The sequence below is a fragment of the Paroceanicella profunda genome, from assembly GCF_005887635.2.
In the GTDB taxonomy this organism is placed as follows: domain Bacteria; phylum Pseudomonadota; class Alphaproteobacteria; order Rhodobacterales; family Rhodobacteraceae; genus Paroceanicella; species Paroceanicella profunda.
Window position 1 is genome coordinate 24,673 of the sequence record NZ_CP040824.1, and the last position, 16,338, is coordinate 41,010.

The following is a 16,338-nucleotide window of genomic DNA, read 5'->3' on the forward strand; positions in this document are numbered from 1 at the left end:
CGCGCCCGCCCCGGGGGCCGGGGCCGCGCATCAGACCGAACAGGAGGGTCACATGACCACACGCGACATCATTCTCGCCCATCCCGTGCGCACCGCGATCGGCGCCTACAACGGCACGCTCAAGGGCACGCCGGCCACCGACCTCGGCGCCACCGTGGTGCGCGAAACCCTGCGGCGCGCCGGGCTGGACCCGGCGGAGGTGGGCACCGCCATCCTGGGCAACGTGGTGCAGGCCGGCAACCGGATGAACCCGGCCCGCCAGGCCGCGATCGGCGGCGGGCTGCCGGTCTCGGTGCCGGCGCTGACGGTGAACCGGGTCTGCGGCTCCGGCGCGCAGGCGATCCTGAGCGCGGCGCAGGAGATCGCTTCCGGCGACAGCGACGCCGCGGTGGCCGGCGGCATGGAGAACATGGACCGCGCCCCCTACCTGATGGACGGCGGCCGCTGGGGCTACCGCATGGGCCCGGCGGAACTCCATGACAGCATGCTCACCGACGGGCTGAACGACGCCTTCTCCGGCGCGCATTCCGGCTGGCACACCGAGGACCTGGTGAGCGCGATGCAGATCACCCGCGAGGACCAGGACCGCTTCGCCGCCCGCTCGCAGCAGCGCTTCGCCGCCGCGCGCGACGCGGGGCATTTCGCGGCCGAGATCGTCGCCGTGGAGGTGAAGGGCCGCAAGGGCACCGAGAGCTTCAGCCTGGACGAGGCGCCGCGCCCGGACACCACGGTGGAGACCCTCTCGCGCCTGCGCCCGGCCTTCCGGCCCGAGGGCACCATCACCGCGGGCAACGCGCCGGGGCTCAACAGCGCGGCCGCGGCGATGATCGTCGCCGAGCGGGGCTTCGCGGAGGCGAAGGGCATCGTGCCGATGGCCCGGCTGGCCGGCGCCGGCGTGGCGGCGGTGGAGCCGGGGATGTTCGGCCTCGGCCCGGTGCCCGCGGTGCGCAGGGCTCTGGCGAAGGCGGGCTGGGCGCTCGGCGACATCGAGCGCATCGAGATCAACGAGGCCTTCGCCGCCGTGCCCATCGCCGTCGCCCGGGAGCTGGGCCTGCCGGAGGATATCGTGAACGTGGAGGGTGGCGCCATCGCCCACGGCCACCCGATCGGCGCGACCGGCGCGATTCTGACCACCCGCCTGCTGCACGCCATGCGGCGCGACGGCCTGCGCCGGGGCATGGTCACGCTGTGCATCGGCGGCGGCCAGGGCATCGCCCTCGCGCTCGAAGTGCTCTGATCCCGGGCGGCAGGCCGGTACACGGCGCCGCCTGCCGCCCCCGGTTGCCGGGGCCCGGGCGACCGGCCCCGGCACGGCCCCCGGCCGGCCACGATGCTCCTGCCCCGAAGGCGCGCGCGGGCGGGCGGCGCCGCATCGGCCCGCGCGAGGTCCGGCAGGAGGCGGATGCAGTCCACATGGCGCACCCGTTGCGCGCAGCGGGGAGCGCCAAGGACGGGACATGCCACGGCCACGCGGTGAAGGCGCGACGCTCTGCGCCAGGCCTCCGCATCTCCGCGCACGAAGGGGCATCCGTGCTTCCGGTCAGCGCTCCCTCCCGGCCGGCGCCGGAAGGATCAGGCGTGCATCCCGAGCAGCGCCGCCCGGAACTCCGGGTCGCTCAGCACCACCTCTCCGGCGCCGAGCAGCCGGGCGCGTTCCAGGGCCAGGGCGGTAAGGCCTTGTGCCCGGTCCACCGCCGCGCCGAGCCCGTCCCCGAGGCCCAGCCCGGCCAGGATCAGCCCGGCGAACAGGTCTCCCGTGCCCGGCAGGGCCACGGGAAGCCGCGCCGTCGGATGTCGCGTGACCTGGCCCTCCGCGACGATCACGCTCTCCAGCAGGCCCGGCCCGGTCTCCTCCAGCACGCAGCCGGTGGCGACGAGCCGGGCGCCGCGGGCCAGCCCGAGAGACCCGGCGGCCGCGGTCACGTCCGCCAGCCGCGCCACGGGGCGGCCCGTGAGATGGCCGAGCTCGAACTGGTTCGGCGTCGCGATGTCCGCCAGCGGCAACAGCCGGTCGCGCATCACCGCGGCGATGGCCTCGGGCACGTAGAGCCCCGGGCCGCTGTCGCCCATCACCGGGTCGCACAGGTAGAGGAGGCCGGGGTTGCGCGCCTTCGCCCGGGCCACGAAGGCGGCGGTGAGCTCGGCCACCTCCACCGAGCCGATGTAGCCGCTCAGGAGGAACGTCGCGCGCCCCGGCAACCCGCGCTCCTCGGCGCCCAGCAGCAGGTCGGCGAAGAAATCCGGCGGCAGCGCCCGCCCGCGCAGGGTGGGGTAATCCGGCGTGTTGGAGAAGATCACCGTGGGCACGGCCGCCACGTCCAGCCCGGCCGCCTGCATGGGAAACAGCGCGGCCGAATTGCCCACATGCCCGTGGACGACCTGGCTCTGGATCGAGATGACCAGCGGGGGCCGGATCACCGTCCCGCCCCCGCGCAGCGGCCGGGGGCTGAGGTCATGTCGTAGGCGAAAGGCGTCATTGTCCGGATCATCGCTGCACCTGCTTCCTGCGGAGACTTCCCTGATGTGGCAAAGAAATGCGGCGCTGGGAAGGGTCCGTGCGGAGCACGCTCCGGCCGTAGCCGCGCGTGCCCCTGTCATCGCCCGGCGGGGGACAGCGCCAGCGCGCGCAGGCCCCGGCCCGGCCGGGCCGGGGGCGCATCCCTCCGGGAGATGCGGTGTCAGGCGCGCGCCGCGGCCTCCCGGGCGATGCGCGCCACGTCCCGGCTCAGCGGCAGGCCCGGCTGGCCGAGACTCTCGAGCGGCACCCAGCGGGCGTCCAGCGCGTCATCGGCCGCGACGGGCGTGCCGGAAACCCAGGTGCAGCGCACCGCGATCAGCACGAAATGCCAGCGCAGCGCCCCGGTAGCGTCATGCTCCAGCACATCGACGGCGGTGAGCACCCGCGGCGCGGCGGCCTCCACGCCGGTTTCCTCGCGCAATTCGCGCAGCGCCGCGGCGTGGAGGGTCTCGCCGGCGTCGATCTTGCCGCCGGGAAACCCCCAGAGCCCCGCGTCCGGCGGGTTGGCGCGCTGCACGAGCAGCACGTCCGCTCCGCGCAGAACGACGGCAAGCACGGCCGGCACCGGGCGCTCCGGCGCGCGGGGGGGAAGGGCGGTCATGCGGATGCTCCTCGGCCTGCGACGGGACGGGTGGCCCGCAGCGATGCCCGGCAACCCGGTCCCCAGTGTAGCGCATCCATGCCGGGTGGCGAGGGGGACCGCTCCAGGCCACCCGGCCACCCGGAGAGACGCCCCCGGGTTCGCTGCCCGGAGGGCTTCGCGGAACCCGGGGACAGGGGGAACACGCCGGTTCCCGGCCCCGGGGCGCGGACGCCCGGCCGGAGGGCAGCCCGCAGGCTAGTTCAGATCATGCTCCGCGATCAGGGCCGCGAGGGCGGAGGAGAAGCCGGCGTTGTAATCCGTCGCCACCTCGTTCGCGACATAGTCCGTCCGCAGGTCGGCGTAGGCGCCGTTCACGTCCGGCCCGCCGACCAGCGCGCCGTAGAGCGTGTGCGCGTTGGCGGCGGGGTCGGAGTCGCTGTCGGTGCCGGAGGCGCCGCGGTGGTGCGGGTTGAGCGGGTAATCCTCGCCGAAGCCGACGACATAGCTCTGCCCGTCCGGATTGTCTCCCAGCATGTAGTCGAGCTGGTCGGCGGCGAAATCCACCACCGCGTCGATGCGCGCCTGCGAGCCACCCCGCGCCTCGGTGAGGTCGGCGTATTCCATCGCCAGGAAGGCGGTGTTCGCCGCGTAGCGGTTCGAGCCCCAGGCGTCGAGCCAGGCGAGGCCACCGTTCGTGTCCGTGCCCGGGGTGCGGGGCAGGCTGTTCATCCAGTAGTCGATATGCGCGCCGAGATCGGCGTAGGCGCTGCTGCCGCCCGGGGCCGCGGCCAGCAGCGCGGCGGTGCCCATGGACTTGTTGTCCCAGGACAGCCCCCAGGTGGTACCGCTGGCGGTGTACCAGGCCTGCGCCTTGTCCAGATAGGCGGCCTCGCCGGTGGCCCGGTTCAGCCAGGCCGCGCTCCAGGCCAGTTCGTCCTGATAGCCGCTCCAGGAATTGTAGAAATCCGCGGCGTCGGGCACGGCGGCGGTGTAGCTGCCCTGATAGGCCTCGGAGAAGGCGAAGAGCTGCTTCGCGGTGTCCAGAAGCTCATCCGCATAGGCGGTGCGGCCGGCCTCGCGGAACACGATGGAGCTCGCGGCCAGCGCGGCGGCCGTCTCCGCCGTCACCTCCGTGCCGGGGGTCCGGGCCGTGACCGCATAGGCGGGGCGCGCCATGGTCATGTCCTCGGGGGCGCCCCAGTAGGCGTGATCGGCGGCGCCGTTGCCGACCTGGGCGTAGAACACGTCATCGGCCAGGGTCTCGGTGCCCTTGTCGTCATAGGCGCGCAGGAAGTAATCGGTCACCCATGCGAGATGGGTGAGGATGTCGTCATAGGTGCCGCTCGCCTTGTAGCCCTCGGCGTAGTCCGACGCGCCCCAGGCCAGGAGCGTGGCGGAGGAGGCCATCGGCAGGCCGAACTTCACGTGATCGCCCGCGTCATACCAGCCGCCGGTGAGGTCGCGCCCGACGTCCGCGCCATCCGACAGCGCGCTGTCCCCGCGCCAGTCGACGGGGAAATCCTCCGGCAGATCCCCCGAATACTGCGCGTAGTAGAACTGCATCGACAGCCCAAGCGCCTCACCGTAGTCGGCGGCGGCGAAGGGCACGCCGTCGTCCGGCAGCGTGTCGCCGTCATGGATGGTGAGGGTAGCCCAGGCCTTGTCGATGCCCAGGCCGGAGGCCGAGAGGATCTTGACCTTCAGGGTCTCGTTCGCCTCCGGGATCTCGTCATCGACGAGGTCGATCTTCACGAAGGCCTCCGTGGCGCCGGCCTTGATGGTCACCCGGTGGGTGGTCTGGCCCATCTCGTGGTCGTCGTCGGAGGCGGTGCCGCGCGCGGTGACCTTCCAGCGCACCACCACGTCCTCGTCGCTCGCCTGCGAGAGGGTGACGCGCAGGCGCGCGGTGCCGTCCTCCTCGTTCACCTCGGTGTTGATGAGGCGCACGGAGGGCAGTTCGTCATCGATGATCAGGAGCGGGGCCTTCTCCTTGCCGATCTCCGCGCCCTCCGCCGTGACCAGCTTGATCCAGAGGCGTTCGTTGCCCTCCGCCAGCGTGTCGTCCACCAGGCCGATGGGGATCCAGGCCTCGGTCTCGCCGGCGCGGATGGTCACGAGGCGGGTCCCGGGGCGGGTATGGTCCTCCTCCCCGGCGGTGCCGCGGCCGAAGGCCCATTTCACCGTCACGTCGTGATTGGCGGCCTCCGAGAGGCTGACGCGCATGTGCGCGGTGCCGTCATCCTCGGCCGCCTTGGCGCGCGTGAGGCTCACCACCGGCAGCGTTTCGGGCGGGGGCGTGTCCTCGTAGGGGACGCCGTTGATGCTGATCACCTCCGGGCCGGGCGGGCCGCCATCGGCCTGGAAGCCGAATTCCAGCGTCTCCGCCGCCGCGAGCGCGCCGTTCCAGGCCTGGTTCGAAATGGTGTAGAGCGTGCCGACGTGCGAGACGATCCGCGCATTCCAGATGCCGGAGATGGTCGCGCCCACGTCGATCACGAAGGTCCAGTGGTCAAGCGCCTCGGACGCGGTGAACTGCGCGTAGGCGGCGTAACCGCCTGCCCAGGTGTCGAACCGGTCGAAGGTGAACACGCCGGGCTGGCTGCCGGCCGCTGCTTCAGTTGCCATCGGTCACCACCTCCGCGTGCAGGGGTGCGATCAGCCTGCGGGCGCGGGCGCCGCAGCGCAGCGACAGCGCATGGGCGCGGCGCATCATCACCGCGTTCCGCGCCACGCCCGTCAGGGCGCGGGCGCTGCCGGTCCGGCATTTCTGTCCGGCGCGGCTCCGTGCGATTGCGGCCATCCGGGCGGGTGTTCCGGGGGCGCTTTCCCGGCAGCTCGCGGAAAATGGCATGGTTACAATGGGTTCAGGGGGAACAGGCATTTCAACAGAACGGGAGAGCAGCAACATGTATACGCCTTTCGATGGGAAATGAGCGTCTTGAAGAGGGTGGTGTGGTGGCCCGATGCGAGAGGACTGCCGGTCGCGGTGCAATCGATTTGGCTTATTCAATACCGCGATGTTGCGGATCTCTCCTCACGCTGTCAATGCCAGGTGCGGCTTCTGCCGCAATGCGGGTGCTGCTTTGCAGCAAGGGATGCGAGGCTTCGCCTCGTCCCGCATGCTCTTTCGCGCAGACATCTGCCCGCCGCATTGACGGCCGGTGTCGCGCGGCGCTTCACGCCCGCGGAGGGGCTGGAGGCCGGGGCCCTCGCGGGCCCGCGGATGCCGCCGGGCTGTGCCCGTCCGCCGGAAATTCTCCGGCTTGCGCCAGCCCCATACGCCGCAGGATCGGCGATTCCAATACGTCATTGCATCGACGCGCCCGCACGCGGGCCGAAGAGTGCCTCCTGCGCGGGGACGAGTGTTCCTGAAGCTGGTTAACTGATGATTAATCAGCCCGGCGCGCCATGGGGGCGCCGGGGCCTGTGCCCGATGGCTTGAAGAGGGGCCGGCGCGCGGGCACGGCTGGTGCCTGAGCCGCGCGGCTCAGGCCGGGCGGGCGAGCCCGGCTTGCTGCTCCTCGCCGCGGGCCGGCTTTTCCGAGAGGTCCAGCCGCGGCATCAGCGCGTCGAAGAAGGGCAGGGCGGCGGCGCCAAGCGCGGCGGTCATCTGCCCGGTCTGCCCCCGGGTGACGCGCGGCAGGTGGCGGTCGCTGCGGTTCGAGACCGAGGGGCCGGGTCGCAGCCGGGCGATCAGCGCCTCGATCAGCGAATCGGGCAGGGCGCCACCCAGGATCACCGTCTCGGGGTCGAGGATGTTCTCCAGCAGGCCGACCATGATGCTCAGATGCGCGGCGGCCATCTCCACCCATTCGGCGAGCAGCGGGTCTCCCCGGCGCTGCATCTCCTCCAGCGCGGCGAAATCGGCCGGGCGGTCGGCGGCGGCGAGATGCTCGCGCAGCGCGTGCAGGGAGGCGTAGCGCTCCAGGCAGCCGGACTGGCCGCACTGACAGGGCCGCCCGCCCGGTGACACCACCACGTGGCCGATCTCCCCGGCATTGCCGAAGGCACCGCGCAGCGGCTGGTTGCTGGAAATGATGCCCAGCCCGATGCCGGCCCCGAAATAGATCAGGCAGAAATCCGACAGCGCCTGGCCCGCGCCGAACAGCGTCTCGCCCACGGCGGCGGCGTTCGCGTCATTCTCCACGCGCACCGGAACGCCGAGCCGCTCCGCCAGCCGGGCCGCGATGTCGGTGCCTGCCCAGCCCGGCAGCGTGGTGGGCCCGACGCCGGACAGGCCCTCGATCTCGAAGGGCCCGGGCATCACCACGCCCACGCCCATCAGCGCGGCGGGGAAGCTGGCGCGCAGCGCGTCCACCTGCGCCTCGATCAGCGGCAGCAGCGCCGCCGGCCGGGCATCGGCCACCGGGATGCGCCGGGCATGGCGCAGGTTGCCGCCCAGGTCCAGCACCGCGGTGGCGAGGTCGGTGACGGAGATCTCGATACCGATGGTGATGGCGCCGTCGGGGTTCAGCGCGAACTGGATCGGCGGCTGCCCGCGCCCGGAGCGCCGGCGGCCGAGGTCGATCAGCAGGTTCTCCGCCAGAAGCTCCTCGATGATGTTGGCCACCGCCTGCGTGGTGAGCCGGGTCATGTCGGCCAGCTGCTTGCGGCCGAGCTGGCCATGGCTGCGCAACAGGTCCAGCACCACGCGCCGGTTGTGGCTGCGGCTGCGGCCGGGGTTGTTGCCGACCGCGCTGCGGAGCCTGTCCTTCGCGGTCTGGATCGTCTCGCCGGGCATGTTCCGCTCTCCTTCGGGGGGCACACGTTCCATTCGCGGCCCCGGCGGGTCAAGCCTGTTCGCTCCCAAAACTTAACACAAGTAAATTATCTTATTGACAGGCGGCAGGCGCTCGGCAAGTTTCGTGAGGTCGGCGCGGGGGGCGGACGGCGGCACCGTGACGGGTGCCGTGGCACCCTTTCGCGGCACAAGGACATAAACCCGCCGCAATGGTCGGGACCAACGGAGGTTGAAATGCGCAAGTACATCCTGATGGCCGGCCTGCTGGCCGGTGCGTCCTCATTTGCCAATACTGCCGGCGCGGTGGAAATCGAATACTGGCAGTACATCTATGAAACCCGCGTGAAGGCGATGGACCAGCTCATCGAGAAGTTCGAGGCCGAGAACCCGGACATCACGGTGAAGCAGGTCACCTTCCCGTATGACGATTACCAGACCCGGCTGATCGCCGCGACCATGGCGCGCAAGGGCCCGGACGTGCTGCAGTTCTTCTACGGATGGGCGGACAAGCTCATCGGCGGCAAGGTGCTGCAGCCGCTGCCCGAGGACACGTTCAAGGCCGAGGAGATCGAGGCCGACTTCTTCCCCATCGTCACCGCGATGAAGCGGGACGGGAAGTATTACGGCATCCCGACCGCCGTGCGCTCCCTGGCGCTGTTCTACAACAAGAAGCTCTTCGCGGAGGCCGGCATCGACGCCCCGCCCGCCACGCTGGACGAGTTCCTCGCCGATGCGAAGCTGATCGCGAAGAAGGATGACGCGGGCAATTTCGCCACCATCGGCACCACGATGGACATGCCCGGCCAGGACATCCACTGGTGGCGCGAGGTGCTGGTGCGCCAGTTCGGCGGCGCGCCCTACACCGACGACTACCAGACCGTGACCTACGATTCCGACGCCGGCGTGGCGGCGCTGAAATGGTACACCGACCTGCAGCTTTCCGAGGGCGTGAGCCAGCAGGGCTTCATGGGCGACGGCCAGGCCGCCTTCCGCGGCGGGCGCGCGGGCATGACGGTGGACGGCACCTTCCGGCTCGGCTCGTTCCGCTCCATCGAGGATTTCGACTGGGGCGTGGCCGAGCTGCCGGCGAACGCCGAGGGCGTGCGCTCGAACTACGCGAGCTATTTCGCCAACGGCATCGGCTCCAGCTCCGAGGGGGAGAAGCTGGAGGCGGCGAAGAAGTTCCTCGCCTTCGTGTCCTCGCCCGAGGCGATGGAGCTCTGGCTCTCCGTGGTCGGCGAACTGCCGGCGCGGCGCGCGGCGGCGCTCACCGAGGAGAACCTGCAGGACCCGATCTACGCCCCGTTCCTGAAGGCGCTCGACTATGCCCATACCACGCTCACCGTGGATGAGCTGGGCCAGCGCCAGATCACCATCGACATGACCAACCGGGTGCTGCTCCAGGGCCAGTCCCCGGCGGAGTCTGTAGCCGAGGCGGCGAAGGCCGAGCAGGCCATGATCGACGCGGCGAAGAAGTAACCCCAGACGCCGCCGGAAGGACCGTATCCCAGTGACCCGCGCACCTGCCAGACCGATGACAGACACGCCCCCGCCGCGCCCGCGGCTCTCGATGCGGACGCGACAGGCGCTGTGGGTCTGGGGCTTTCTCGCCCTGCCGGTGCTGTTCTACGGGGTGATCCGCTTCTACCCCACGGTGGAGGCCTTCTGGCTGTCGCTCACCGACTGGGACCTGCTCTCCAGCCCGAAGTTCATCGGGCTGGAGAACTACCGCCGCATGGTGAATGACCCGGCGTTCTGGAAGGTGTTCGGCAACACCTTCCTCTACCTGATCATCGGAACCCCGGTGAGCCTGGTGCTGTCCTTCGCCATCGCCTATTTCCTCGACCGGGTGCGGTTCGCGCACGGAGTCATCCGGGCGCTCTACTTCCTGCCGTTCATCACCACCGCCTCGGCGATGGCCTGGGTGTGGCGCTGGTTCTACCAGCCCGCGCCCACCGGCATCATCAACGGCGCGCTGGGGCGGCTGGGCATTCCGCAGCTCGACTTCCTGCAATCGACGACCTGGGCGCTGCCCTCGATCATGGTGACGGCGATCTGGGCCGGGCTGGGCTTCCAGATCATCATCTTCATGGCCGGGCTGCGCGCCATCCCGAACACCTATTACGAGGCCGCGCGCATCGACGGGCTGGGCGAGGGCGCCATCCTGCGCCGCATCACCCTGCCGCTGCTCAAGCCCACCACGGTGTTCCTGGTGGTGTTCTCCTCCATCGGCTTCCTGCGCATCTTCGATCAGGTCTACAACATGACCACGAACGACCCCGGCGGCCCGCTCGGCTCCACCAAGCCGCTGGTGCTGATGATCTACCAGACCGCCTTCTCCTCCTACCAGATGGGCTATGCCGCGGCGCTCACCGTGGTGCTGTTCCTCGTGCTGCTCTGCGTCTCGCTGCTGCAACTCCGGGTCCTGAGGGAACGCTGATGACCGACACCCTCGCCACGCCGCTCAGGATGCCGCGCATCCGCCCCGGCCGCATCCTCGCCTGGACGGTGCTGTTCATCGGCGGGCTGATCATGATCACGCCGCTGCTGTTCATGTTCTCCACCTCGCTGAAGACCGCCGGGCAGATCTACGACCTGCGCCTCATCCCCGCCGCGCCCACGCTGGAGAATTACGTCCGCGTGCTGTCGGACGGGCAGTTCCTGCGCTGGATGGGCAATTCCACCTTCATCGCCGTCACCGTCACGCTGTCCAACGTGTTCTTCGACAGCCTGGTTGGCTACACGCTGGCGAAGTTCCGCTTCCGCGGCCGGCGGCTGATCTTCCTCGCCATCCTCTCCACGCTGATGATCCCCACGGAGATGCTGGTGATCCCGTGGTACATCATGTCCGCCGACCTGGGCTGGCTGGACAGCTACTGGGGCATCATGTTTCCCGGCATGATGACCGCCTTCGGCACCTTCCTGATGAAGCAGTTCTTCGAGACCGTGCCGGACGACTTCCTGGAGGCCGCGCGCATCGACGGGCTGAACGAGTTCACCATCTGGTGGCGCATCGCCATGCCGCTGGTGACACCGGCGCTCTCCGCGCTCGCCATCTTCACCTTCCTGGGCAACTGGACGGCCTTCTTCTGGCCGCTGATCGTGACCACCTCGAAGGAGCTTTACACCCTGCCGGTGGGTCTCACCTCCTTCGCCGTGGAACAGGCGATCCAGTGGGAGCTGATCATGACCGGCGCCGCGCTTGCCACGCTGCCCACGCTGCTCGTGTTCCTCGTGCTGCAACGCTACATCGTGCGCGGCGTGATGCTGGCGGGCCTGAAAGGATGACCATGTCCCCCGACGACCCCCGCGCCTCCGACACCTCGCGCTTCCCCGATCCCACCTATGTGGAGACGGTGCTGCGCCCGCTGTTCGACGGAGCGAAGACCCACCACGCGGAGGGGTTCCGCCGCATCGACCGCGCGCATCTGGTGATGCTGGCGGAGACCGGCATCCTGGACCCCGGCGTGGCCGGCCGCATCGCCCGCGCCCTCAGGGCCATCGACGCCGAGACCACCCCCGCCGCCCTGCGCTACACCGGGGAGGTGGAGGATTTCTTCTTCCACATCGAGCGGGAGCTGAAGGCCCGCCTCGGGCCCGATGACGGCGGCCGCCTGCACACCGCGCGCTCACGCAACGACATCGACCACACCCTGTTCAAGCTCGGCCTGAAGGCCCGGCTGGACGCGCTGATGGCCGAGGCGCGCGCCCTGCTGATGGCGATGATCGCCACCGCCCGGCGCGAATCCGCCACCCTCATCGTGGCCTATACCCACGGCCAGCCGGCGCAGCCGACCACCTTCGGCCATTACCTCTGCGCGGCTGTCGAGGTGCTGATCCGCGACATCGAACGGCTGGAGGCGGCGCGCGCCACAGTGGACCTGTGTTCCATGGGCGCGGCCGCCATCACCACCACCGGTTTCCCGATCGACCGGGCCCGGGTGGCGCATTTGCTGGGCTTCGCCGCCCCGCAGCGCAATTCCTACGGCTGCATCGCGGCGGTGGACTACATCACCGCAAGCTACAGCGCTCTGGAACTCACCTTCCTGCACCTCGGCCGGCTGATCCAGGATTTCCAGGTCTGGTCCGCCTTCGAAGTGGGGCAGATCTACGTGCCGGACGCCTTCGTGCAGATCTCCTCGATCATGCCGCAGAAGCGCAACCCTGTGCCCATCGAGCACATGCGCCACCTCGCCAGCCAGAGCGTGGGCCACGCCCGCACCATGCGCGACATCATGCACAACACGCCGTTCACCGACATGAACGACAGCGAGGGCGAGAGCCAGTCCGCCGGCTACGCCGCCTTTGACAGCGGCGGCCGCGTTCTGCGCCTGGCCGCGGCCTTCATCCTGGCCCTGCGCATCGACGGCGCCCGGGTGGCGCAGAACATCCGCCGCTCCTGCATCACCATCACCGAACTGGCCGACACGCTGGTGCGCAGCGAGGGCCTCTCCTTCCGCCAGGCGCACGAGATCGCGGCGGAGGTGGCGCGCGCCGTCACCGCGGCGGGGGGCGACCTGCCCTCCGGCTACGCCCCCTTCCGCGCCGCCTATGCCGCGGCCACCGGGCGGCAGACCGCCCTTACCCCGGAGGCCTTCGCCGAAATCGTCTCGCCGGAATACTTCGTGTCGGTGCGCGACAGGTTCGGCGGCCCGGGCCCCGGTGCGATGGCCGACGCCCTCGCCGCCTGCGAGGCGCAGTCCCACGCCTTCATCACCCGCGCCGAGGCGCGTGCCGCGCGCGAAGCCGCCGCGGCCGCCGAACTGGCCGCGCGGTTCACCGACCTGCTGGAGACCCCCTGATGGCCACCATCGAGCTGAAGACCCTGGTGAAATCCTACGGGGGCGCCGACGTGATCCACGGCATCGACCTCACGGTGGCGGACGGCGAATTCGTGGTGTTCGTCGGGCCCTCGGGCTGCGGAAAATCCACCACGCTGCGGATGATCGCCGGGCTGGAGGAAGTGTCGGGCGGCGAGATCCGCATCGGCGGCCGGCTGGTGAACGAGGTGGACCCGAAGCAGCGCAACATCGCCATGGTGTTCCAGAACTACGCCATCTATCCGCACATGAGCGTGCGCCAGAACATCGCCTTCGGCCTCTACACCTCGAAGCTCGGCAAGGCGGAGAAGGCCGCGCGCGTGGAGGAGGCCGCCCGGATGCTGGACCTCACCCACCTGCTGGAGCGCCGGCCCTCCGCGCTCTCGGGCGGGCAGCGCCAGCGCGTGGCGATCGGCCGGGCAATGGTGCGCGACCCGGCCGCCTTCCTGTTCGACGAGCCGCTCTCGAACCTCGACGCCCAGCTGCGCGCCCAGATGCGCATCGAGATCAAGGCCCTGCACCGGCGCCTGGGCACCACCATCGCCTATGTCACCCATGATCAGGTCGAGGCGATGACCATGGCCGACCGCATCGTGGTGATGAAGGCCGGGCGCATCCTGCAGGCCGGCGCGCCGATGGACATCTACGACAGCCCGGTGGACGTGTTCACCGCCCGCTTCATCGGAACCCCCTCGATGAACGTGTTCCCGGCGCGCGAGGAGGGCGGAGCCCTCGCCGCCGCCGGCCCCGGCGCCTCGCTCCTCGCCGGAGTGCGCCCGCATGACCTGGTGGTGCGCGCGAGCACCGCGCAAGCCGCCGGCCCCGGGGCGGGCGCGGGACCGGGCGGCCAAGGGCACATCGGTACGGGCCCAGTCGCATCTGGCGGACATGCCGTGGGGGCCCCGAGCGAAGCCGCGCGGACGGGCGCGCCGCAAGGCATCCCTGCGCGCGCCGAACCCAGCGCCTCCGCGCCGAGTCAGGGGCCGGCGGCCCTCACCCTCACCGGAACCGTCACCGCGGTGGAGCCGCTCGGCCCCGAAACCCTGGTGCATTTCACCGGCCCCGCCGGGCCGCTGATCGCCACGGCCGCCGCACGGCTGATCCCGGAGATCGGCTCCGAGATCACCGCCAGTGCCGCGCCCGGAACGGTGCTGCTCTTCGACCCCGCCACCGAGAAGGCCATGGGCCGGCGCTGATGGAACACCTCACCACAGCTCCCGGCGGCGCGGCGGGGTCCCTCTCCGCGCCGGCGCGCCAGGCCCTGGCCCGGCTCCTCGCCGAGCGCCCGGGCGCCGGGGACACCGCCGCGCCAACGCCGGGCGCCGCCCCCGAACCGGACCGCCCGGCAAACGGCCGCGGCGCGGACCCGATTCCGACGGGGGAGCATCCGGCCGGCCGGCCCGCGCGCGCCACGCCTCCCGCCGGGCGAGCGGGCACGGTCGCCGCGGAACTCGCGCAAGCCGGCTGGACCGGGCCGCAGGGCGGCCTGCGCCCGGAAGCGGCCCTGCTCTTCGGCTGCGACGTGGGCGGCACCAAGACGCAATCCGTTCTCGCGACCCTCGACGGCCGGGTGCTGGCCGAGATCCGCGAGCAGACCGACCCGGCCGGCGGCACCGCGGTGCTCGACCAGATCGCCCGGCATTGGCGCGAACTGGCGTCCGAACAGGGCCCGGTGGCGGCCGCCGGCATCGGCCTGCCCGGCACGGTGCACCCGCGCAGCGGCCAGCTCTCGCGCGCGCCGAACCTCGCCGGTCTCGCCGGGCAGGACATGCGCACCGTCCTCGCGGACCGGCTGGGCGTGCCGGTCGCGGTGGAAAACGACGTGAACCTCGCGGCCCTGGGGGAGGGCTGGCTGGGCGACGGACGGGGCGCCGGCAGCTTTCTCTTCGTCGCCCTCGGCACCGGCATCGGCATGGGGGCCCTGGTCGAGGGCACCCTGTTGCGCGGCGCCCATGGCGCTGCCGGCGAGATCGCCGCCCTGCCGATCGGCGCGGATGCGTTCGACCCCGCCACCTTCGCCACCGGGGCGCTTGAAAGCGTGGTCTCCACCGAGGCGCTGCTCGCGGATTACCGCCGGCTCGGCGGAGAGGGACGCGGCAGCCTGCGCGAGCTGTTCCGCGCCCAGGCCCCCGACCCGGCCCTCGCCCGGGTGATGGACCGGCTCGCCGGCCGCGTCGCCCTGGCCGTGCTCGCCATGACGGCGGTGCTGGACCCGGAGCGCATCATCTTCGGCGGCGGCATCGGCTCGCGCCCGGAACTGCTGGCGCGCATCCGCGCTCGGACCGCAGACTGCATGGACACCCCGCCGGACTGCCGGATCAGCGCGTTGGGAAACCGCGCCGGGGTGATCGGCGCCATCCGCGCCGCCCGCCTGGCCCTCGCATCCGCGCTGGAGATCCGCCCATGAGCCTCGTCCACCACAGTGTCACCCTCGTGGTGCTGCAGGAGCCGGAGATCGTGGCCGCCGAGGCCGCGGCCCGCATCGCCGCGGAGATCCGCGCGCAGCCCGACGCGGTGCTCGGGCTCGCCACCGGGCGCACGCCGCTCACCGTCTACGCCCGGCTGGGCGCGATGCATCGCGAGACCGGCCTCTCCTTCCGGCAGGTGACCAGCTTCAACCTGGACGAATATCGCGGGCTCGGACCCTCCGACCCGACGAGCTTCGCCGCCTACATGCAGCGCGAGCTGTTCGGGCGCGTGGACATCTGTGCGGACCGGGCGCATCTCCCCGACGGCCTCATGCCACCGCAGCAGGCCGCGGAGCGCTACGAGGCGATGATCCGCGCCGCGGGCGGCATCGGGCTGCAGCTGCTCGGCATCGGCAACAACGGCCATATCGCCTTCAACGAGCCCGGGTCCGACTTCGCCAGCCGGACGCGCGAGGTCACCCTCTCCGAAGCGACCCGCAACGCCAATGCGCCGGACTTCCCGCCCGGCGCCCTGCTGCCCGAGACGGCCCTCACCATGGGCATCGGCACCATTCTGGAAGCGCGCGAACTGCTTCTGCTCGCCATCGGCGCGCGCAAGGCCGACGCGCTGGCCAACGCGCTGGACAAGCCACCCTCACCGGACTGCCCGGCCTCCGCACTCCAGCTCCACCCGCGCGTCACGGTGCTCTGCGACCGCGCAGCCGCACGGCGCCTCGGGGCCTGATGGGGACATCTCCCAGGCTTCCGGGGGTCATGCGTGCAGGGGTTCTGGTGGCCTATCATAATACGTAGAAGACTGATTATGTTACTTACATGATCAGAGGCCGCATGAGCCACGGCCGCTCCCAAGTCCTGGCAGCCGGGAAGCCAGTTGGCCCGGCGCCGCCTTCATCCCCGGCGGACAACGACCGAATCCCTGTGGGCCCGACAGATGGAGGCGGGCGAGGCAGAATCGATTTCCTCACCGTGAAGATCGGCATCCACAGAGGCGGAACGATGGCGCAAAAGGCGCGGTGATCGCCCACGATGCTCGATTTCTCTTTATATATCATAATGTTATGGATCTTTTATCCCACATTGGATTAAGCGCGCCCCATTCGTCGCGATACGGGCCAACGTGCAGAAACACGGAATTTCTTGCCTTAGGCGTGCTATTCGCTGCAATATGCCTCCGAAACCAATGCATAAGGGGTCGTAGTCGACCTCAGAGGCAGGCAGACAGGCACGCGCATTGTCGGAAACGGCCC

General features: G+C 70.8%; 13 protein-coding genes. 8 read left to right on the top strand and 5 right to left on the bottom strand.

Annotation, left to right across the window (positions count from 1 at the left end; all coding sequences use genetic code 11):
- Positions 1-52 precede the first annotated feature (52 nt).
- Positions 53-1,237: a thiolase family protein gene (locus FDP22_RS24020; RefSeq protein ID WP_138579057.1), complete on the top strand. Its 1,185-nt coding sequence runs from the start codon at positions 53-55 to the stop codon at positions 1,235-1,237.
- Positions 1,238-1,572: 335 nt separating this feature from the next.
- On the opposite strand, the gene pdxY is transcribed toward FDP22_RS24020, so the two are convergent.
- The 5 genes from pdxY to FDP22_RS24045 form a co-directional block, all read right to left on the bottom strand.
- Positions 1,573-2,418 (bottom strand): pyridoxal kinase, encoded by an 846-nt coding sequence (gene pdxY / locus FDP22_RS24025; protein ID WP_138579059.1) that lies wholly within the window; start codon positions 2,416-2,418, stop codon positions 1,573-1,575.
- Positions 2,419-2,678: 260 nt separating this feature from the next.
- A complete protein-coding gene (locus tag FDP22_RS24030; RefSeq protein WP_138579061.1) occupies positions 2,679-3,119 on the bottom strand; it encodes an NUDIX hydrolase in 441 nt (146 codons plus the stop codon).
- A 237-nt stretch (positions 3,120-3,356) separates the two neighbouring features.
- Positions 3,357-5,726 carry a glycoside hydrolase family 9 protein gene (locus tag FDP22_RS24035; RefSeq protein ID WP_143972316.1) on the bottom strand — a complete coding sequence of 790 codons (2,370 nt, stop codon included), beginning with the start codon at positions 5,724-5,726 and terminating at the stop codon, positions 3,357-3,359.
- A complete protein-coding gene (locus FDP22_RS24040; protein ID WP_138579412.1) occupies positions 5,716-5,901 on the bottom strand; it encodes a hypothetical protein in 186 nt (61 codons plus the stop codon). Before FDP22_RS24040 ends, FDP22_RS24035 begins: the two co-directional genes overlap by 11 nt.
- A 687-nt stretch (positions 5,902-6,588) precedes the next feature.
- Positions 6,589-7,842, bottom strand: a complete 1,254-nt coding sequence (locus FDP22_RS24045; protein WP_170317863.1) for an ROK family transcriptional regulator — start codon at positions 7,840-7,842, stop codon at positions 6,589-6,591.
- A gap of 234 nt (positions 7,843-8,076) precedes the next feature.
- Between FDP22_RS24045 and FDP22_RS24050 the strand changes: the two genes are divergently transcribed.
- Genes FDP22_RS24050 through nagB form a run of 7 tightly spaced genes read left to right on the top strand, consistent with a single transcriptional unit; the run spans position 8,077 to position 15,815 of the window.
- A complete protein-coding gene (locus tag FDP22_RS24050; RefSeq protein WP_138579408.1) occupies positions 8,077-9,321 on the top strand; it encodes a sugar ABC transporter substrate-binding protein in 1,245 nt (414 codons plus the stop codon).
- Positions 9,322-9,376: 55 nt separating this feature from the next.
- Complete coding sequence (locus tag FDP22_RS24055) at positions 9,377-10,282, top strand: carbohydrate ABC transporter permease (RefSeq protein ID WP_138579406.1); 906 nt, start codon at positions 9,377-9,379, stop codon at positions 10,280-10,282.
- Positions 10,282-11,130 carry a carbohydrate ABC transporter permease gene (locus tag FDP22_RS24060; protein ID WP_138579404.1) on the top strand — a complete coding sequence of 283 codons (849 nt, stop codon included), beginning with the start codon at positions 10,282-10,284 and terminating at the stop codon, positions 11,128-11,130. Before FDP22_RS24055 ends, FDP22_RS24060 begins: the two co-directional genes overlap by 1 nt.
- A gap of 2 nt (positions 11,131-11,132) precedes the next feature.
- Positions 11,133-12,644, top strand: a complete 1,512-nt coding sequence (argH, locus tag FDP22_RS24065) for an argininosuccinate lyase (protein WP_138579402.1) — start codon at positions 11,133-11,135, stop codon at positions 12,642-12,644.
- Positions 12,644-13,858, top strand: coding sequence for an ABC transporter ATP-binding protein (locus tag FDP22_RS24070; protein ID WP_239032063.1), 1,215 nt, complete (start codon positions 12,644-12,646; stop codon positions 13,856-13,858). The genes argH and FDP22_RS24070 overlap by 1 nt, the downstream gene beginning before the upstream one ends.
- Positions 13,858-15,069 carry an ROK family protein gene (locus FDP22_RS24080; protein WP_138579400.1) on the top strand — a complete coding sequence of 404 codons (1,212 nt, stop codon included), beginning with the start codon at positions 13,858-13,860 and terminating at the stop codon, positions 15,067-15,069. The genes FDP22_RS24070 and FDP22_RS24080 overlap by 1 nt, the downstream gene beginning before the upstream one ends.
- On the top strand, positions 15,066-15,815 hold the full coding sequence (gene nagB, locus FDP22_RS24085) for a glucosamine-6-phosphate deaminase (protein WP_138579398.1): 750 nt from the start codon (positions 15,066-15,068) through the stop codon (positions 15,813-15,815). The genes FDP22_RS24080 and nagB overlap by 4 nt, the downstream gene beginning before the upstream one ends.
- Positions 15,816-16,338 lie beyond the last annotated feature (523 nt).